The sequence below is a fragment of the Streptomyces sp. YIM 121038 genome (assembly GCF_006088715.1).
In the GTDB taxonomy this organism is placed as follows: Bacteria; Actinomycetota; Actinomycetes; order Streptomycetales; family Streptomycetaceae; genus Streptomyces.
Genome location: NZ_CP030771.1, coordinates 7,732,991 through 7,752,746, shown reverse-complemented (window position 1 = coordinate 7,752,746; position 19,756 = coordinate 7,732,991). Strand labels below are relative to the sequence as shown.

Annotated in this window: 13 protein-coding genes; 6 read left to right on the top strand and 7 right to left on the bottom strand. The window is 74.1% G+C overall.

Annotation, left to right across the window (positions count from 1 at the left end; all coding sequences use genetic code 11):
- Positions 1–4 precede the first annotated feature (4 nt).
- Positions 5–2,293: an excinuclease ABC subunit UvrA gene (locus C9F11_RS33215; protein WP_138962730.1), complete on the top strand. Its 2,289-nt coding sequence runs from the start codon at positions 5–7 to the stop codon at positions 2,291–2,293.
- A 42-nt stretch (positions 2,294–2,335) separates the two neighbouring features.
- On the opposite strand, the gene C9F11_RS33210 is transcribed toward C9F11_RS33215, so the two are convergent.
- A complete protein-coding gene (locus C9F11_RS33210) occupies positions 2,336–3,223 on the bottom strand; it encodes a DUF4394 domain-containing protein (protein WP_138962729.1) in 888 nt (295 codons plus the stop codon).
- Between the two features lie 279 nt (positions 3,224–3,502).
- On the opposite strand from C9F11_RS33210, the gene C9F11_RS33205 reads away from it, so the two are divergent.
- Both C9F11_RS33205 and C9F11_RS33200 read left to right on the top strand, forming a co-directional pair.
- On the top strand, positions 3,503–4,771 hold the full coding sequence (locus C9F11_RS33205; protein WP_138962728.1) for a helix-turn-helix domain-containing protein: 1,269 nt from the start codon (positions 3,503–3,505) through the stop codon (positions 4,769–4,771).
- Between the two features lie 128 nt (positions 4,772–4,899).
- Complete coding sequence (locus tag C9F11_RS33200) at positions 4,900–5,886, top strand: acyl-ACP desaturase (RefSeq protein WP_138962727.1); 987 nt, start codon at positions 4,900–4,902, stop codon at positions 5,884–5,886.
- A gap of 548 nt (positions 5,887–6,434) precedes the next feature.
- Here C9F11_RS33200 and C9F11_RS33195 read toward each other — a convergent pair.
- Positions 6,435–9,857, bottom strand: a complete 3,423-nt coding sequence (locus C9F11_RS33195; RefSeq protein ID WP_138962726.1) for a hypothetical protein — start codon at positions 9,855–9,857, stop codon at positions 6,435–6,437.
- Positions 9,858–10,078: 221 nt separating this feature from the next.
- Here C9F11_RS33195 and C9F11_RS33190 point away from each other — a divergent pair, with 221 nt between their 5' ends.
- The gene (locus C9F11_RS33190) at positions 10,079–12,550 is read left to right on the top strand and encodes a hypothetical protein (RefSeq protein WP_138962725.1); all 2,472 of its coding nucleotides are present in this window, start codon (positions 10,079–10,081) and stop codon (positions 12,548–12,550) included.
- A 39-nt stretch (positions 12,551–12,589) separates the two neighbouring features.
- Here C9F11_RS33190 and C9F11_RS33185 read toward each other — a convergent pair whose 3' ends face one another.
- Positions 12,590–12,850, bottom strand: a complete 261-nt coding sequence (locus C9F11_RS33185) for a WhiB family transcriptional regulator (RefSeq protein WP_030668194.1) — start codon at positions 12,848–12,850, stop codon at positions 12,590–12,592.
- A gap of 465 nt (positions 12,851–13,315) precedes the next feature.
- Between C9F11_RS33185 and C9F11_RS33180 the strand changes: the two genes are divergently transcribed.
- Complete coding sequence (locus tag C9F11_RS33180; protein WP_138962724.1) at positions 13,316–14,539, top strand: beta-1,3-glucanase family protein; 1,224 nt, start codon at positions 13,316–13,318, stop codon at positions 14,537–14,539.
- Positions 14,540–14,606: 67 nt separating this feature from the next.
- Here the strand turns inward: C9F11_RS33180 and C9F11_RS33175 are convergent, their stop codons facing one another.
- The 3 genes from C9F11_RS33175 to C9F11_RS33165 all read right to left on the bottom strand — a co-directional run bounded on the left by C9F11_RS33175 (position 14,607) and on the right by C9F11_RS33165 (position 18,021).
- Positions 14,607–15,764 (bottom strand): acyltransferase, encoded by a 1,158-nt coding sequence (locus C9F11_RS33175; RefSeq protein WP_138962723.1) that lies wholly within the window; start codon positions 15,762–15,764, stop codon positions 14,607–14,609.
- Between the two features lie 298 nt (positions 15,765–16,062).
- On the bottom strand, positions 16,063–16,824 hold the full coding sequence (locus C9F11_RS33170; RefSeq protein ID WP_138962722.1) for an NAD(P)H-binding protein: 762 nt from the start codon (positions 16,822–16,824) through the stop codon (positions 16,063–16,065).
- Between the two features lie 120 nt (positions 16,825–16,944).
- A complete protein-coding gene (locus tag C9F11_RS33165) occupies positions 16,945–18,021 on the bottom strand; it encodes a LacI family DNA-binding transcriptional regulator (RefSeq protein ID WP_138962721.1) in 1,077 nt (358 codons plus the stop codon).
- 177 nt (positions 18,022–18,198) lie between these two features.
- Between C9F11_RS33165 and C9F11_RS33160 the strand changes: the two genes are divergently transcribed.
- Entirely contained in the window at positions 18,199–18,717 is a 519-nt protein-coding gene (locus tag C9F11_RS33160) for an RICIN domain-containing protein (RefSeq protein ID WP_138962720.1), read from the top strand.
- A 25-nt stretch (positions 18,718–18,742) separates the two neighbouring features.
- Here the strand turns inward: C9F11_RS33160 and C9F11_RS33155 are convergent, their stop codons facing one another.
- Positions 18,743–19,756, bottom strand: coding sequence for a multicopper oxidase domain-containing protein (locus C9F11_RS33155; protein ID WP_249401974.1), 1,014 nt, complete (start codon positions 19,754–19,756; stop codon positions 18,743–18,745).

The window sequence follows — 19,756 nt, the reverse complement described above, 5'->3', positions numbered from 1 at the left end:
CGGTATGCACGCAGCAACCGACCACGGCCACATCGTCCTCACCGGCGCCCGCGAGAACAATCTGAAGGAGGTGAGCCTGCGCATCCCGAAGGGCAGGCTCACCGTCTTCACCGGCGTCTCCGGCTCGGGCAAGTCGTCGGTGGTCTTCGACACCGTCGCCGTCGAGTCGCAGCGCCAGCTCAACGAGACCTTCACCTGGTTCGTCCGCAACCGCCTGCCGAAGTACGAGCGACCGCAGGCGGACGCCATCGAGGACCTGGCGCCCGCGATCGTCGTCGACCAGAAGCCGATCGGCGGCCACTCCCGGTCCACCGTCGGCACGATGACGGACATCTACTCGGTGATGCGGGTCCTGTTCTCGCGGCACGGCACCCCGGGCGCGGGCCCGGCCACCGCGTACTCTTTCAACGACCCGAGCGGCATGTGCCCCGAGTGCGCCGGGCTCGGCCGCACCGTGCGGCCCGACTACGACCGCATCCTGGACCCGGCCAGGTCCCTGGCGGACGGCGCGGTCCGGTTCCCGCCGTTCGCCGCCGGGACCTGGCAGGGCCAGACCTACACCAACTCCCCCGACCTCGACCCGCACAAGCCGCTCGGCGACTTCACCGCCGAGGAGCGGCACTTCCTGCTGCGCGGGCACCCGGACAGCGGGAAGGTCAGCGTCGACAACACCGGCGGCGCCCGCGCCATCGACTTCGAGGGCCTCGCCGACCGCTTCGAACGCCTCTACCTCCACCGCGACCTGTCGGCGCTGTCCCAGAAGACCCGCGACCTGGTGCAGGGCTTCCTCGTCGAGGGTCGCTGCCCCGCCTGCGCGGGCGCGCGGCTCAACCCGGCGGCGCTGGCCAGCCGCATCAACGGCCTGAACATCGCCGACTGCGCCCGCATGGAGGTCACCGACCTCGTCGCGGAGCTCGGCCGCGTCCAGGGCCCGGTCGCGGGCCCCGTCGCCCGGGCGGCCGTCGCCGCGCTCGAACGCGTCGAGGCGATCGGCCTCGGCTACCTCAGCCTCGACCGCGAGACCTCCACGCTCTCCGGCGGCGAGGGCCAGCGCCTGAAGATGGTCCGGCACCTCGGCTCCAGCCTCACCGGGATGACGTACATCTTCGACGAACCGAGCGTCGGTCTGCACCCGCGGGACGTGGGGCGCCTGGGCGATCTGCTGCTGCGCCTGCGCGACAAGGGCAACACCGTCCTGGTCGTCGAGCACGACCCGGACGTCATCGCGATCGCCGACCACGTCGTCGACATGGGCCCGGGCGCGGGCACCCACGGCGGCCGGGTCGTCTTCGAGGGCACCCCGCACGAGCTGCGCGCCGCCGACACCCCGACCGGCCGGGCCCTGCGGCGCCCCGCGGGCGTGCGGGAGCATCCGCGCGAGCCCGTCGGCAGCGCCTGGATCAAGGGCGCGGACCTGCACAACCTCAAGGACGTGAGCGTCCGCGTGCCCCTCGGCGTGCTCACCGCGGTCACCGGCGTCGCGGGCTCGGGCAAGAGCACGCTCGTCACCGGGGCGTTCACCGCGCAGCACCCGGACGCCGTGGTCGTCGAGCAGTCGGCCATCGGCATCTCGGGTCGGTCGACCCCGGCGACCTATCTGGGGATCATGGACCGCGTACGGGCCCTGTTCGCCCGGCACACGGGCACGGAGCCCGGCCTGTTCAGCTTCAACTCCAGCGGCGCGTGCGAGCGTTGCCAGGGCCGCGGCATCAGCTACAGCGACCTGGCGTTCATGGACCCGGTGACGACGATCTGCGAGGAGTGCGCCGGGCGGCGGTTCAAGCAGGAGGTGCTCCGGCTGACCGTGGGCGGCCGCTCGATCGCGGACGTCCTGGACATGACCGCCGAGCAGGCCCTCGCGTTCCTGGCGGACTTCCCCGACCCGGCGGTGCGCCGCCGCCTCGGCGCCCTGCGGGACGTCGGTCTCACGTATCTCACCCTGGGGCAGCCGCTGAGCACCCTCTCGGGCGGCGAGCGCCAGCGCATCAAGCTGGCCACCCAGCTGCACCGCACCGGGACGACGTACGTCCTGGACGAGCCGACGACCGGTCTGCACATGGCGGACGTCGACGGGCTCCTCGCCCTGCTCGACCGGCTCGTCGACGCCGGGAACACCGTCCTGGTCGTCGAGCACAACCTGGACGTCGTCCGGCACGCGGACTGGGTCATCGACCTCGGCCCCGACGGCGGCAAGCACGGCGGCCGCGTCGTCTTCGAGGGGACGCCGCGCGAACTGCTCGCCGCCGAGGGGTCGTTCACGGCGGAACACCTGCGGCGCTCGGTGGCCGCGTAGGCCTTCACCGCGGCCCGGCGGCCGCCGGGCCGCGGCGCGGGTTCACTTGCTGGGGTAGATGGCGATGTCCGTGATGTTCACGGGGAACCGGCCGATGACGTCGGTCGCGCCGGTGAACAGGTTGACGTTGTAGAGGCTCGGATTGCCGGTGCCGGACGCGGGGCCGAGGATGGCGAAGCCCGCGTTCGAGACGGTCTTGCCGCCCGAGAGGGTGCTGTAGATGTCGAGGCCCGCGTTGGGCCCCGCGTCGACACCGAGGGAGCCGACCGACGACAGGGTGCCGTTGTTGGCCGGGGCCTGGACGACCAGCTGGTCCAGCTTGGTGTCGACGTCGAACAGGAGGGTGCCCGTGGCCCCGTTCAGGTCGTTGTTCGTGTAGGCGGCCGCGCTGACGCCCCTGGTCCACCCGGTGATGGGCGGGGTAGTGAGGGCGACGTCCTCATCCGTGGTGTGGGTGTTCAGGTTGTGCCGCAGGTTCTGCGCGCCGTCGCTGATCACCCGGAGCCGGTCGGCCGCCGGGTTGAAGTCGACGCCGAAGTTGGTGCCGAGCAGGTCGAACTGGAGCTGGGAGACCTTGGTGGCGGTCGGCTCCGGGACCTCGGGCGGCCACTTGAACGTGTAGATCCCGCCCTTGTCACCGACCCCGTACAACTGGCCGTCCTGGACCCGGAAGTCGATGCCGACCACCTTCTGGTCGCCCTTGAGGCCGGTGATCTCCCGCACCCAGTCCAGCTGCCGCGGATTGTCGGTCTTGAACGCGGCCATCAGGAGGCCGTCGCCGCTGATCCCGAACGCCTGGAGGCTCGGGGTGGCGGCGGGCGCCGCCGAACCGGTGCCGGGCGCGCCCATCACGAGCGCTGTCGAGGCGGTGAGGAGTGCGACCGCCGCCGCGAATCTCCTTCTGCCGTGCGTTCTGCTTCGTATCTTCATCGGTGGTTCCCTCCCGTTGTTCCTTGAATACGTCACGGGGCACATGCGAGGTGTCCCGATCGCCACGGTGTTCCCCCCACGGGCGGGTGCGCGGTTCCCATTAAGCCCAGGTCACCGGGGTCCGACAAGCGCTTGCAGGGACAAGGGGGCCCCGTTCGCGGAACTTTGCGCGCGGTGACAAACGGCCGCCCGCCGCCCCGGCCGAAATGTGTGCGAGGTGTGAACGCCGACCGGATTCCCCCTGTCGGGCCGCTCGCGCGCGGTGGCATGCTCGCGGCCATGGGGAGCCTCTTCGCCGAGCTGGCCCGGCAAGCGGCGAACAGCGCGCGCCGGGAGGTAGAGACGTACACGCGCGAGATCCCGGAGTTCGCCTCCCTGGACGCCGACACCCGCGCACGGGCCGAGACGCTGGAGTACGCGGTGTGGCTGCGCCGCCGGACGATCGAACTGTCCCCGGACAACACCGCGTTGACGGCGAGCGACCTGGCCGACATCGCCTCGATGGGCGAGGTGCGGGGCGGCTCGGGCATGTCCCTGGAGTCGCGACAGGAGGTCCTGCGCCTGCACACCGCGCTGATGCTGCGCGAGATCAACGAGGCCGTCGAAGCGCAGCGCGGCGGCGGCGCCGAGGAACTCCTGCGGATGATGAGCTGGTTCGCCCCGCAGGGCGAGCGCGGCATCGCCGCCTACTGCCAGGGCTTCGTGACCGCCCTGAGCCGCCGCCTGCCGTACGTCGAGCAGGTCGCCCTGCTCGCCAGGACGCTCCTCGCCCACGATCCCCTGGCGGCGGAGCTCGCCTCGGCCGTGGGCATGGAGCTGCCCGGATCCTTCGCGGTGACCGTGATCCGGGTGCCGCACGGGGCCGGGGGCCACCACGGCCCGGAGCGCGAGGTCGAGGCGCTGGTGAAGACCCACCGGGTGCCGATGGTGTGGTGCCCGGCGGGCGACGGGGGCGGCGAGCTGATCGCGCTGATCCCCGACACCGACGCCGAGGCCGACATCAACGCCGATGCGCCGGCGCGAGCACACACCGTGACCGGCCGTGCACCCGATCACCTCCCCGGGCTCGTGTTCGACTCCGTGCCCGGCCTCGCCCTCGACCTCGTGCGGGACTTCGCCGGAGCCGTCGGCCGGCCCTGCGCCGCGGGCACCGCCACCGCGCCGCTCGCGGAGCTCGCCGACGCCCTGGAAGGGGCCCGGCGGATCAGCCGGGCGACGCCCCTGCGCCGGGCGCCCGCCCGGCTGCGACCGCACACCGCGGCGGACGTCTTCGTCGAACTCGCCGTCGTGGACGTGCCGTTCGTCGACTCCTGGCTCGCTACAGTGGCCCGGCACCTCGAACCCGGACCGGACCTCGTACTCACGCTCGACGCCTACTACCACCACGACATGGACCGGGGGGCCACGGCGGCCGCCCTCAACGTGCACCCCCGCACCCTCGACTACCGGCTGCGCCGGGTTCGGGACCTCACCGGTCTCGCGCCGGGCTCGACGCGGGGCGTACGGGTCCTCAGCGCAGCCGTCACCCGGCACCTGGCGGTGCGCTGAGACCACCGTCACTCTTTACTGCGGGTTTAACCTACGGGAACGTAACCTACGATGCCGTAGGTAACCCCCTCGCGGCACCCCGTGCCGCCCCCCCCTTCCGTCCCCCTCCCCCTCCCCCTGGAGCACTCGTGACGCTCACTTCTCCCCACCTCGGCAGCCCGGACACCTGGACCGACGCCCGGTTGCTGTACGCGCTGGAGGAAGTGGTCGAGCAGGAGCTCAACCGCCATCTGAAGGTCGCCAAGGACTGGATGCCGCACGAGTACGTGCCGTTCTCCGACGCGCGGAACTTCCCCGGCCAGTTCGAGGACGGCGAGGCCTGGGCGCTCGGACAGTCGCCCGTCACCGACGTCGGGCGCATCGCCCTCGTCGTCAACCTCCTCACCGAGGACAACCTTCCGAGCTACCACCACGAGATCGCCACGCTCTTCGGGCGGGACGGGGCCTGGGGCACCTGGGTGCACCGCTGGACAGCCGAGGAGGGCCGCCACGGCATCGTGATGCGGGACTACCTCCTCGCCTCCCGCGCGGTGGACCCGGACGAGCTGGAACGTTTCCGTATGGCACACATGAGCGAGGGGTTCGAGTCCGACAACCGGCACTCGATGCTTCACTCGGTCGCGTACGTGGCCTTCCAGGAGCTGGCCACCCGCATCTCCCACCGCAACACCGGGCACCAGTCGGGCGACCCGGTCTGCGACCGGATGCTGGCGCGCATCGCCACCGACGAGAACCTGCACATGGTCTTCTACCGCAACCTCCTCAGGGCCGCCTTCGACCTCGCGCCGGACGCCACGATGATGGCCGTACGGGACGTGGTCGTCGGCTTCCGCATGCCCGGGCACGGCATTCCCGGCTTCGAGCGGGCCGCCGCGAAGATGGCCATCGGCGGGGTGTACAACCTCCGCATCCACCACGACGACGTGCTGCAGCCCGTCCTCCGCTTCCTCAAGATCATGAGCATCCCCGGACTCGGCCCGGAGGGGGCGCGGGCCCAGGAGGAGCTCGGGCTCTTCCTCGACGGGCTCGACGGGGAGGCGCGGCGCTTCGACGAGCGCCTCGCGGCCCGCCAGGCACGCATCGACGCCAGGGCCGGAGCCAAGGCCCAGGCCTGAGACCGGCCCGGCCACCAGCCCTACCGCTACCGCGCCGGGCCCTCTTCCCCACCCGCCCACCCGTACCGCCCCAGCCCCGCGGGCCCGGCCCCGACGCTCCGCGCTGCGGGTGACACCGTCCCCGTGCCCCGGTGGTGGTGGGTGGGCGGGACCACCCCTGCCGCGGCGCAGGAGCCGTCCCCGGCGCTGGGCCGGGGGGCCGGTGGGTGGGGCCGCCCCGGCTGCGGGAAGCGGCCCCGGCGTCGGCCCGGGGCGGGTGGGCCGGACCGTGTGCCCCCGCTGTGGGCAATCGTCCCGCGGGGCGGGACGGGTGGGCACAGCCCCAGGTGCCGAGCAACCGTTGAAGCAGGGGCCAAGCGTCAGGGGCGGCCTCCGGTGCCGCCCCCCACCTGGAGGGCAGGGGCGCAGCCCCAGGTGCCGTCCCGCAGTGGGCAGCCACGGCGCAGCCCCAGGCCCGCAGTGGGAGGCCAAGGCGTGGGCCCCAGGTCCGCCGGGCCCGCGGTGGGCAGCCACGGCGCGCCCCCGGGTCCGCCGGGCCCCCGGCGCGGCTATGGCAAGGTCACCGCCAGCGCCGCGTCCCTGGTGTCGGGGAGGGCGTGGTGGCGCAGGTCCGTGAGGAGGTCGCGCCACGGTGCGGGCCAGCCCGTGCGGGAGCCCAGGGTCTGGGCGAGGGAGACGGCGAAGAGGGGCCGGGCGGTGCCGGGTCCCGCGGCGAGGGCCCGGGCCACGGGCAGCAGGGCCGCCCCGGCGAGGGAGGCGTCCACTCCGGCCAGGCGCTCCGCCAGAGCCCGCGCGGTCGCCCCGGCTAGGACGGGCCTCCCCTCGTGCAGCTCCGCGACCCGCTCCAGGTCCGGCCCCACCCGCGCCCCACCGACCTCCACCGCGGCCACCAGCAGCCGCACGGCCTGCGGCCTGAAGTCCTCGTAGGAAGTGAGGAGTTCACCCGCGCGCCGGGCCACCGACCGCCCCGCCGCCCCCTGCCGCACCACGAGCCGCGCGACCACGTGCTCGACCCGCCGCCGGGCCCCGAGCCCCGCCTCCCCGGGCACGGCGGCCAGCGAGGCGAGCGCCCCGCACAGCGCCTCGTCGCCGCGGAGGGCCGTGACCGCCGCCGTGACCAGGCCGTCCGCGGCCGCCTGCCACACGGCCCGGCCCCGCGCCAGATCCGCGCAGGCCGCGCCGAGCACCTCCGCGGCCCCGGCCGACCACGGCGCCCACCGGGGCAGGACGCCGAAGGCCAGGACCGCCGCCTCGGCGTCGTCGGCCGCACCCACGTCGCACACGAGGTTCGCGTACCGCTCCCGGTGCGCGGGCGCGACGTCCAGGGGCGACATCCGCAGGACGGCGAACCGCGACGCGGGCTCGCCCCGCGCGGCGTCGGCGAGCAGCTCCCCCGCGGGCGCCTCGCCGAGCAGCCCGCCGCAGGACGCCACGCACGCGGCCCGCACGTCCGGGTGGGCGCCCGGCGCCCGGTACGCCTCGCGCAGCAGGCTCGCCGCCGTCGCCGCGGGAAGGCGGGCGGCCACGAGCCGGGCGGCCTCCTTACGGCTGGTGACCTTGACTCCGGGCCCGGTGAGGACCTCGCGCAGCGGCCCGGCGAGGAGCGAAGGCGCCGCGTACCGGGAGGCCCGGCCCGCCGCGTACACCGCGACCCGTGCCCGCTCGTCGCCCGCGTGCGCGAGCAGCGCGGGCACGGCGTCGCCGGGCCGGTCCGTGTGGGCGAGCGCGGCGAGGCCCGCCTCACCGAGGCGGACGTCGGCGGCAGCGCTCCACTGCCGGGCGAGGTCGGCCCCGGCGCCGGGCACGGCCGCGCCGCGGGCGAGCGCGGCGGCGCGCTCCGCGAGCGGCAGCTTCTCGTCGGCCACGGCGGCCCCCAACTGCCGTGCCCACGCCTCCTGTTGCCGGGCCGTCCAGCGCCGCACGACCCCGGGCGCGGCGGGCAGCGTCCAGGCGGACCCCGGGGTGAGGAAGCGGCCGTACGGCGGCCGCGCACCGAGCAGCGGGTCGAGCAGGTCGGTGCGGCGGTGGGTGAGGACGGTGCGCACGGGGTCGAGGGCGGCCGCCGAGGGCTCCCGGGCGAGGACGCGCGCCACGCGGTCGTCGCGCTCGGCCGGGGTCGGCGCCGCATCGAGCCACAGGCCGATCGCCGTGGCCGCCGTGGGGTTGTCACCGCGCAGGATCGCCCGCCACAGCAGGTCCTGGAGCGCGGCCATGCCCCGCGCGCGGCGCCCCACGGCACGGGCGAGCGCGAACGCCAGGCCGTAGTCGGCCTTCTCCGCGCCCGCCTCGATCCAGGGTCGCAGCGCCTCGTACACCGCGTGTTCCTGGCCGCGCCGCAGCGCCCGGTCGAGCCGCCCGAAGTCGGCGCGTCCGGTGCTGCCGGTGAGGAGGGTGAGGGTGCGCAGCCCCCACCCCACCAACTCGGTGCGGGGGTTGCCCGCGTGCTCGCGGAGCACGGCGAGCGCGAGGGAGCCGAGCGCGTCCCTGGTGTCGTACGAGCAGTCGCGCGCGGCCACGGCGTCGGCGGCGATCCGGTCCAGACGCTCCACGGCGCCGGGATCGAACAGCGCGGGCCGCACGGTGGAGAGCGCGTACAGCGCCTCGGCGCGCACCGGGTCCTGCTCGTTGGCGAGGCGCTCGGCCATGTCCCGTACGACGAGGGAGACTTCGGCCGCGTCGCGGGAGCGGGCCGCGTTGCGGACGAGGAACGGCCAGGCCTCGGCGCGGTCGTCGGCGACGGGGCGGCGGGTTGCGGCGACGAGGCGCTCGCGGACCTCCGCGCACGGCAGATGGGACTCGGCGGCGAGCACGGTGGTCCAGTACGCGCCCTCCGCGCGGGCGCGGGCGGCGACGCGGCGGGCCTCGTCGGCGGCGGCACGGCGCGGCAGGACGTCCCACAGGCCGCTGTCGACGGTGGCGGCCCCGGGCCCGCGGCCCTCGACGGCGGCCGCGTACAGCGCAGGCCGGGCGGCGGGCGGGTGCGCGGCGAGCAGCTGGGTGAGGGCGGCGGAGTCGTCGGCGACGGAACGGGCGTAGGCGGTGAGGCCGGGGCCGCCGTGCCGGGCGAGGCGGCGCAGCACGGACCGGGTGAGGCGGCCGCTGCGGCGGAGCACCGCACCCCACTCGCCGGCGAGGAGACGCAGCACCCGGTCGGGCGCGACGGCGGCGAACACCCCGACGCGGGGCAGGAGTTGGCTGGGGAAGCTGCTCGGCGCGTACCGCTCCAGAAGGTCGAGGGCGCGCAGCGGATCGTGCTCCGCGCCCGCCGCGAGGGCCGCCCCGCACCGCTCCCAGCAGGCGTCGCGCAGGACGTCGGGCGCGGCGGCGAGCTCGCGCGTGACGACGTCGAGCAGGACGCCGTGGTGCCGCTTGGCAAGGGCGGTCAAGGCGCGTACGGCGTACAGGACTTCGGGCAGCAGGCGGGCCACCACGTCGTCGGAGCAGCCGGGCAGCAACCGGGCCGCCTCGGCGTCGCCCCAGTCCCGCCGGACGCCGTCGACGAGCCGGTCGGCGAGGGCGGTGCGGCGCCCGGCGGCGAGCGCGCGCAGCAGGGCGCGGCGCACGGCCCGGGGGGCGTCGGTGAGCGCGGCCTCGAAGGCGGCGTCGGGCACGCCCACGGCGTCGGCGGCGCGCAGGGCGTGGCCGCGGACGAACGCGTCGGGGTCGGCGAGGCGGGCCGCGATCCACGCGGTGTCCCCGGTGACCGAGGCGAGCAGCACCGCGACGCCGCGTTCGTGGGCGCGGCCGGGCACGAACCGGTCCGTGCCGTCGCGCTCCCGCCGGGCGCGGCCCCAGCGGCGGCCGGGCCCGGGCGCGGCCGCGCCGCCCTCCAGGGCCGGGAGCCACTCCCGGACCTCGCCGCGGCGCGCCTGCCCGACGCGGGCGAGCCGCCGCATCCGTTCCGGGTACGGCAGCGGGTCGAGGTCGGCGAGCAGACGGGCGGCCGCAGCGGCCGGATCAGGGCGAGCCATGCGCCGATTCTGCCCGCCGGGCCCGGCCGGACGTAGCGATTTACGGCCCACGGAAGCGGTGCCATGGTGGGCGGACAGACCCTGAGCGGACCCTTGGAGGCAGCCGCGGGGAGCTGCGCGACCGGCCACGACGGATCCGCGGGCGCAAGACGGCCCGGGCCCGTCGCGGTGACTCCGGCGGAGCGCTCGGGCACATCGTCGGCCCCTGGGGGTGGAAAGGCGTGGCACAGACACACGAGTGGATGTTCTACGAGGTCATGTGGCGCGGCTGGGCGGACCGGGCCCGGGTGCCCCACCCCGTGCCGTGGTGGGCACAGGCCGCGTTCCGGCGCTGGAGCGACGACTTCGACCAGGGCACGTACGCGTCGAAGGAGGCCGCCTTCGCCTCCAACGCCCTGTACCGCTACTGGCACATGGTGGGGGTGAAGGACCACCGCCAGGAGTCCCTGGTCGGCCAGGCGGGCGAGATCGAGCCGGTCTACGACAAGTACTGTCTGGCCTTCTTCCTGTACGACCCGGCGGCGGGCGCCGTGCGGCTGCCGCAGCTGGCCGGGGGCGGCACGGTGGAGCAGCGCGTCGAGGCGCCGCACCTGCCCGTGGTGGTGACGGAGTTCCGCTCGGCGGACGGCGTCGCGTACGCGCAGCGGACGTTCGCCACCGCGGTCGGCGCGCGCCGGCGGGACCTGGCGGTGACCCGGCTCGCGGTGCGCAGCCAGGACGGGCGCCCCCGCGAGGGCTGGCTGTGCGCGGCCGTGCTGCCCGCGGGCCCGAGCGGGTTCCAGCGGCACGACCGGCGCGGCGAGCAGCTCACCGACCGGCGCCTGACGTTCCTGCGGTACCTGCCGGACGAGGCGCGGGTGGAGACCAACAGCGGCTGGGGCCCGGTGTTCGACGCCCCGCCGGAGCACTACGGCGTGTACGGCAACCCGGACTTCACGACCGACCCCGGGGCGTATCTGGTCCGCAGCCCCTTCCACGACCTGGTCACCGGCGGCAAGCTCAACGCGGCGCTCCAGGCGCAGGACCAGGTGGCGGGGTTGTGCAGCGCGGCGTTCGCGTGGCCGTTCCGGGTCGCGGACGACGAGGTGTTCGCCCTTGACGTGCGGCTTCCGGTCGATCTGTACAGCGGCGCTGACGACCTGGCGGAGCTGCGCGCGACGCCCGCCGCGGAGCTGGAGCAGGCGAACCGGGCGTTCTGGGCGGCGAAGCTCCTCGGCCAGGGCGTGCGACCCGAGCTGCCGGAGCCCGTGGCGCATCTGGCGGACCGGTTCCGGCAGTGCCGGGCGCAGCTGCTCGTGCTCTCCGACCACGGGGAGATCCATCCCGGCCCGACGGTGTACGACTCGTTCTGGATCCGCGACTCGTCGGTGGAGGCCACGGCGTGCTCGCTGGTGGGCGACACGGCTCTCGCGGAGCGCCAGCTGGGCACGCACTATCCGCTGCGGTTCAACCGCGGCACGGGCCGGATCGGGCCGTGCGCCGAGTACGGCTTCTACGGCGGCCCGCACGAGAAGGACGACCGCGAGTGGGACAGCAACGGCCAGGCGCTGTGGGCGATCGGCCGCTTCGACCGCACGCGCGGCCGCGACGCCGCGTTCGGGGCGAAGCTGTACGCGCCCTACGTCGTCGACGCCGCGCGCTGGCTGCGCGACAACCGGGACGCGTACGGCCTGCTGCACAGCGGCTGGAGCGCGGAGCACCTCGGCGAGCGGGACAAACCGCACTACTGGGACGACCTGTGGGGTCTGGCGGGCCTCTACGAGGCGGCCCGGCTCGCCGAGCGCCTCGGCACTCCCGAGGCGGCCGAGCTGTGGGCCGCTTTCGACGACCTGAAGCGGGCCACGGCGGCCTCGATCCGCTGGGTCCTGGCCGAGCAGCGGCGGCGCGGCGACTGGGAGACGTACATCCCGACCGGGCCGGGTGACGTGGGGCGGCTCGACTCGACGATGATCGGCGCGGCGGCGTACTTCCATCCGCTGCGGCTGCACATGGGCGACAAGCTGGGCGGCGACGTCGACCGGGCGGCGCGCTGGACCCTCGACACGATGTACGCGCGCTTCGTCACCGGCGGCTTCCGGCACGAGGCGGCGTGGAACGCGTACGGGCCGTATCTGACGATGCAGCTGGCGCACGCCTATCTGCTCGCCGGGGATCCGGCGCGGATGGACGCGCTGCTCGGCTGGACCGTGGCCGCCGCCTCGCCGCGCGCCGAGGGCCGGGCGGTGGCGCTCGGCGCCTGGAACGAGCAGCACGCCTTCCCCATCGCCTCCGACTACGGCGAGGTGCCGTACCGCCACTGGTACATGGGCGACATTCCGCACGGCTGGGCGGCGGCGGAGTATCTGCTGCTCGTCCGCGACATCCTCTTCTTCGAGGCGGACGAGGACCGCGACCCGCATGTGTACGTGGCGCCGGGCGTGCGCCCGCACTGGGTGCCGGACGGCGCGGCGGTGGCGGTCGGGGCGGCGCCGACGCTGTTCGGCGCCCCCTTCGGCTACCGGCTCGCGCACGACGCGGGCGAGCGCACGGTGACCGTGGACGTCACCGACGCGCCGCAGGGCGTGCGGTACGTCTATCCGTGCCGGTTCGGCCCGGTGCGGGCGGCCACGGCGGACGGGCGCGCCCTGCCGGTCGCGGGCGACGACGTGCACGTGCCCGCGGGGACGGCGCGGTTCACGGTCACGTACGGCTGACGAGCCGCGGCCGCGGCGGGGCGGGCCGCGGCCGGGCGCTCAAGCGGTGCGCGAGACCCTCTCGCGCCGCAGGCTCTGCCGTTCCTTCTCGGAGAGCCCGCCCCAGACGCCGAACCGCTCGTCGTTGTCCAGCGCGTACGCGAGGCAGGCGGAGCGCATGTCGCACAGGCGGCAGATGCGCTTCGCCTCACGCACCGAGCTGCCGGGGTCGGGGAAGAAGAAGTCGGGTCCGGTCTGCGCGCACAGCGCCTGCTCCTGCCAGGCCAGTTCGGCTTCGGTCACCGTGGTGTCAATGTGCATGCAACGATCGTGGACGAAAGCGCGAAACAACCGATCAACGTTCGATCAACGCGGCGCACGGGGCCCCCGGGGCAGGGGGCGACCGACCGTTCGGCATGACCCACCGTACGGGCCCGCGCAAGGCCCCGTCGCACCTTTGCGCGCCCCGGGCGCGTCGCGCCGCGTCGCTTCAAGAACCTGAGGGCCACCCGCCCACGACCGCGCGGGGTCGGACTCCCGTCACCCTCCGCCGAGCGCGCCCTCACCTTGTGAAGCCGGAGAAGATTCTGAGAGCGCTCTCAGTCACATCTCTTGACGCCGCGATTTCGGGGCCGGGACAGTGAGGGGCACCTTGACGTTTTGCGCCTCGGGGCTTCGGTGCCTCGGGGCCTTGAGGCACCCCGGCACGTCCACGCACCACCGCGCACCCGGGCCGCGCTCCTGCACCACTCCCCCCCCCCACGTTTCAGCCAGGAGAGAGATGCCGTGATCTCGCGCAGAGTGTTCCTGACGTCATCCGCCGCCACCGCGGGCGCCCTCACCTACCCCGTCCGGGGCGGCGCGCTCAGCCCGCGCGCCGAGGCGGCCCCGGCCACCTGCGAACTCGTTCTGCGGAACAAGTCCCTGCCGGGCCAGGTCCGCGCCTACGTCACCGGCCACGAGCCCGGCACCGGCCGCTGGCTGCTCCTCAGGCCGGACGGCGGTGTCCACCGCCCGGAGTCGCCCCCGGCGCCGCACACGCCGCTGGCCGTGGACTGCGCCATCCCGCTGGGCGCGGCCGGTTCCGCGCCCCGGATCCTGACGCTCCCTCAGATGTACGGGGCCCGGGTCTACTTCGTGCGCGACGACAGGCTGGACTTCCTCCTCAACCCGGGCCCCGCGCTCGTCGAGCCCGCCTTCGCCAACCCGGCCGACCCCCACTACGGCCGCACCTGGTCGTTCTGCGAGTTCACCTTCAACAGCACCCAGCTGTACGCGAACATCAGCTACGTCGACCTGGTCACCGCCCTGCCCATCGGCCTGACCCTGGAGGGCGACGCCACGCACACCGTGGCGCCCCTGCCCGGCGGGGCCGTCGACAGGATCGCCGCCGACCTGGTGGCGCAGGCGGGCCGGGACGGACAGCCGTGGGACAGGCTGGTCGTCCGCGGCGGCGGCCGCGTCGTGCGCGTGGTCTCGCCGCAGAACGTCATGGCGCCGTACTTCGACCGCCCCGACCAGATGCCGTTCCGCGACCTGTTCACGGCCTACGCCGACCAGGTCTGGGAGAAGTACCGCTCTACGGACCTGCGGATCGACCTCCAGGGCGGCCGGGGCGTCCGCGTGGGCCGGGTCTCGGGCAACACGCTCACCTTCGCGGGCGGCCACACCTTCACCAAGCCGTCCTCGAAGGACGTCTTCACCTGCAACCACGGCCCGTTCGCCAACAACCCCGCCGACCCCGACGACAAGAAGGCCCTGCTCGCCCGGCTGGCCGCCGGCTTCAACCGCGGCCTCATGCTGACCCACCCCACCCAGCCGAACGGCACGACCGCCGCCGACTACTACCGCGGCCCCGTCACCAACCACTGGGCCCGCGTGGTGCACGCCAACTCGCCCATCGGCTACGCCTTCCCGTACGACGACGTACGCCCGGACGGCCAACCGGACGTATCGGGCGCGGCCCACGACAACAACCCCCGCCGCTTCACGGTGTCGGTCGGGGCGTAGCGCCCTCCCCCACGACGCGCGCCCCGGCCCCATGGGGGAGGGCCGGGGCACGCGTGCTGTGGGCCGCCTAGTCCTTCGCGGCGGTGAGGGGTTCCGCGGTGGGGGCGGGTGCCAGGGTCGGCTTCGGGCGTGGGGCGCTGCCGAACTTGCGGACCAGGGGGGACTCCACCCAGGTGAAGAGGGCGTAGGCCACGGCGAGGCTCCCCGCGAAGCAGCCGATGAACGTCGCGAGGGCGGCGCCGTCCGACATGTCCTGGACCAGCCAGCGCTGGGCCGACACCAGGAACATCACGTGCACCAGGTAGAAGGCGAACGACAGCTCGCCGAGCTTGACCATCACGCGCCCGCGCATCGCCGAACGCGTGCCGCGCACATCGGCCGTCGCACCGGCGACGACCAGCGGCGCGACCCAGAAGGCCGCCGTGCCGCCGACGCTGTAGAGGTAGGGCACCTGGGCGTTGAGGAGGTAGCCGCCGAGCGCGAACAGCGCGGCCGGGACCAGGCCGATGCGCGGCACGGACCCGCCGAGGACCAGGCGCGCCACCACGATGCCGAGGACGAACTCGGCCATGCGGGTCACCGGGAAGAAGTACACGAACCACAGCTGCTCGTGGGTGAGCGGCTGGCCCGGCAGCAGCGGGGTGCCGTCGATGACGTTCTGGGCGAACACCACCGCGAGCCAGGGGACGGCGACGAGCACCCCGGCCGCCACCCACAGGCCGCGCACCGAGAGGCGCCGCACCAGCGGAAGGAGCAGCGGGAAGCTCAGATAGAAGAGGACCTCGCAGGACAGCGACCAGGCCACCGGGTTCATCCCCGTGAGCACCGGCAGCTCCGGCACCCAGGACTGGACGAGGAAGAGGCTGGTGAAGAACTTCTTCGCCTCGAACGGGTCGGACGCGAGCAGCATGATCACGACGGTGGCCGCGAAGGCGAGCAGATGGTTCGGATAGACCTTGATCATCCGGCGTCGCCAGAAGCCCGGCACCGTGTCGCGCGGCCGTGCCGACCAGGTCAGGATGAAGCCGCTCAGCACGAAGAAGAAACTCACGCTCGGCGTGCCCGCGTCCTTGAACAGGTCGGTGAAGAACTCACCGGTGTCACCGCGCAGGAAATTCATCCCCGAGGTCCCGTGGAATGCGAAAACCGGCAGTGCCGCGATGAATCGCATCCCGCTCAGGGACGGAAGTCTGGACAGTTTTGGACGTACGGCGTCTGTGGCCATGGGAAATCCTCCGGTTGCTGCTGCCCCGTCGCGGGCACCGCGTGCCCGTGGCGGGCCCGCCGGGCCCGCGCGTGCCGAACCGCGAGCGGCCCCCGCCGAGCAGGTCACCCGAGATCCTCAAGTCGTCCATAGAGGCTGACGGTTGAAGATCCCGGCCGCAAGATTTCCCGGCCTTTTCGCTGTCCCGGGCACACCGATTTCCCGGCCCGTGTACCGCCGACAGTACGGAGGGGGCGGACGAGGAATCCGGAATGCCGTGCACCGGCGCACCGCACAGCGGGACGCCGGCCAGGACCGGCTATCGCACGCGTTCGGCGAGGAATTCCTCCCAGGTGCGCCGGCCGACCGACGCGCCGTCGAGCGTGAGGTTCTCGCCCGCGCGGTAGGCGCGGCCCGCCTTGCCGGGCATGCGGACCGGCATCAGGAGGCGGTGCTTGCCGCGCGCCTTCAGATAGCCGCGGTTCAGCTCGCCCATGCCGTACACCTTCGGCCCGGCCAGGTCGGCCACCAGGCCCGCCGGTTCGCCGAGCGTCAACTCGGCGAGCCTGGCGGCCACCTCCCGGGCGTCGACCGGCTGGAAGCGCAGTCCGCCGGGGACCGGGAGCACCGGCAGCTTCGCCATCTTCTCGGCCATGGTGAGCACGAGGTCGTGGAACTGGGCGGCGCGCAGCGTGGTCCACGGAATGCCCGACTCCGCAACGGCCCGCTCGGCCTGCAGCTTCGCGCGGAACCACCCGAGCGGCACCCGGTCCGCCCCGATGACCGAGATGTACACCAGGTGGCGCACCCCCGCCGCCCGGGCCGCCCGCACCAGGTGCCCGGCCGCCTCGGCGTCGCCCTTGGGGCCGCCCGCCAGGTGCAGCACGGTGTCGACCCCGGCCACGGCCTCCGCCACGCCCTCGCCCTTGACCAGGTCACCGGTGACGTACGTGATGCCGTCGCCCGGCGCGTGGGCGTGCCTGCTGAGCACCCGCACCTCGTGCCCGGCCGTCCGCAGGAGCGGCACGACGAGCCGCCCGAGCGTGCCCGTACCACCCGTGACCAGGATCGATGCCGCCATGACTACTCCTCGCTCGTGGGGTCCGGGAGGGGCTCCCGGGCGCTGCCGCCGTATCGGCGGAGTTATCGCTATGACCCCTGGCGGGAGAGAAGTGTGACCGGGTGCGCGGAAAACCTTCGGCTACGCCGACTCCCGTCGCACCAGTTCCGTCGGCAGGACGACGCTCGCCGCGTGCCCGACGTCGTCGGCGCCCCGCGGCCGTTCCCGCGGGCGTACGCGGCCGTCGTCCGGGGCGGGGCACCGGTCCTGGCCGCGGAGCAGCATGGCCGCCATCAGGCGGCCCATCTCCTCGATGTCCTGGCGCACCGTGGTCAGCGGCGGGTCGGCCTGCTCGGCCACGGGCAGCATGTCGTCGAAGCCGACGACCGCCACGTCGTCCGGTACGCGCCGCCCGGCCGCGCGCAGGACCCGCAGCGCACCGGCGGCCGACAGGTCGTTCGCGGCGAACACGGCGTCGACGTCCGGGCACCGGTCGAGCAGGTGCCGCATGGCGCGCTCGCCGCCCGCGGGCGTGAAGTCGCCCTCGGCGACGAGCCGCGCGTCCCCGGCGGGAAGCACGTCCCGGAAGCCGTCGAGGCGGTCGGCCGCCGACGTCTGGTCGAGGGCCCCGGTGATGTGCGCGATGCGGGTGCGGCCGAGCCCGGCGAGGTGGCGCACGGCCGTGCGCGCGCCGCCGCGGTTGTCGCAGTCGACGTAGCGCACGCTGTCCTCGCCGCCCGTCCAGCCGGGGCGCCCGCCGAACACCGTGGGCACGCCCGCGCCGTTGATGATGACCGGCAGCGGGTCGTCCAGGTGCAGCGAGAAGACGAGGGCCCCGTCGACGTGGCCGCCGGACAGATAGCGGCCCACGCGCGCGTGGTCGGCGCGCCCCTCGGTGAGGAGCAGGACGAGCTGGACGTCATGGGCCGTCAGTTCCTTGCTGATGCCGCGTAGTTGGAGCGCGAAGAACGGATCGGCGAAGACCCGGGTCTCCGGCTCGGCGATGACCACGGCGACGGCGTCGTAGCGCCGGGTGACGAGGCTGCGGGCGGCGCGGTTGGGCACGTAGCCGAGCTCGTCCACGGCCCGTCTGACCTTCACGGCGAGGACTTCCCGTACCCCTGCCTCGCCGTTCACGACCCGGGACACCGTCGCGCGCGAAACGCCGGCCCGCGCGGCCACTGCCTCCAGGGTGGGACGCGCCCCTGCCTCGCTCACCTCGGAACTCCTCATCGGCGGTTGCCGATCAGAATAGCCACGGCGGCGGCGCCCGGAGCGCGCCCGAACAGGCCCACAGGCTGGTTCGCGCCCCCCGTTGTCCCCCGTTTCGGCGATGGTGCCGCGCGGCGCCGTGCCTCAGCATCGGGATCACCACCGCCACCGGAAGGACTCCCCATGAAGGTCACACGTCGGCTCACCGCTCTGACCGCGGCCCTGGTCACGGCCGCGAGCGGCGCCCTCCTCACGGGGGCGGCGCCCGCGGGCGCCGCCGAGCCCGACCCCGGGAGCCTGTTCCGCAACACGGGCAACGGCCTGTGCATGTCCACCGCCGACGACCCCGCCAACGCCTTCCAGGGCACCGCCACCTTCGCGCCCTGCGACCTCGGCGACCCCCGGCAGCGCTGGCGCCTGAACCTGGCGAACCAGCCCGCGTGGCAGATCTCCTCCGTCAGCACCGGCAAGTGCCTGGCGGACGTGGCCGGTTGGGGCCTCGCCTGGCTCGGCACATGCGACGCGAACGACGTCGACCAGTTCTGGCACTTCAACGGCAACCAGGCGGGTGACCTGTTCTGGGTGTCGCACGACGACGGCAAGCTCCTGAGCACGCCGTACCGCGAGGGCACGTCCTATGTGACGGTCCGCCACGACCTGGACCCCAAGGACGCCCGCTACAAGTGGAGTCTCCTGCGCTGACGGCCGCCGTCACGGGGCGCGGCACCTAGTGATGGGCACCGCCCGACTCCGGCTCGGCCCCGGCCCCGGCCCCGGCCCCGGCCCGGGGATGATGCGGCTCGTATTCCGGAATCGAGCCGTCCGGCTTCTTCACCAGGAACAGCCCCACCATCCCCATGTCGGAGTGGCTCTGCACATGGCAGTGGTACATCCACGCCCCCGCCCCGACCCCCTCTCCCGCGATCACCTGGAAGCCGAAGGAGTCCCCCGGTCCGGTGATCTTGTCGTCGAGGATCTGGCTGGGATCGTCGGGCCCGGTCAGCATGCCCGTGCGGTTGTCCGCCCAGCGGTGACCGTGGATGTGGAAGGTGTGGTAGTACTCGCCGTGCGTGATCGACACGAACTCGACCCGGTCGCCCACGGTGGCCTCGAAGTCCGGGCCCGAGTGCGCGGGCCTGTTGTTGATCATCATGTCGTTGAAGACGATCACGCAGGTCTTGTCGGGCAGGACGTCGCCCTCGCGGCGCACGATCACCGCCCCGTAGAGGCCCTTGCGCAGGCCGCCGGTGCCGTGGTCGGTGCCGACCACGTGGTCGTGGTAGTGCCAGTACCCGGCGGTGCCGGGCCGCCAGGTGCCGTCCTTGCGGCGCCCGGGCACGTGCGTGCGCCAGGTGTACGTGCGCCTCTTGCCCGGCGCCACGTCGGACCTGGTGTGCTTGGTGCCGTCACTGGAGATCTCGTAGTCCATGCCGTGGACGTGCAGGCTGACGGCGACGTCCGTGGTGTTCTCGAAGTCGACGTGCAGCGTGTCGCCCTCGTTGAGCTCGATCAGCGGGCCGGGCACGGACGCCTTGCCGCGCTCCAGGCCGTAGCCCAGCTGCCCGTCGGGAAGCTTCTCCGCGTACATCGTGACGCGGCGCACCTCGCCGCCCGCCGGGGCCCGCCTGGGCGGCTCCTCGGCCGGTACCGCCTCGGGCGCCATGGCCGACATCGATGTCACCCCGGTCGCCGCGACCGCTCCGCCCACCAGCATCCGTCGGTTGAAGCTCCGTCTGTCCAT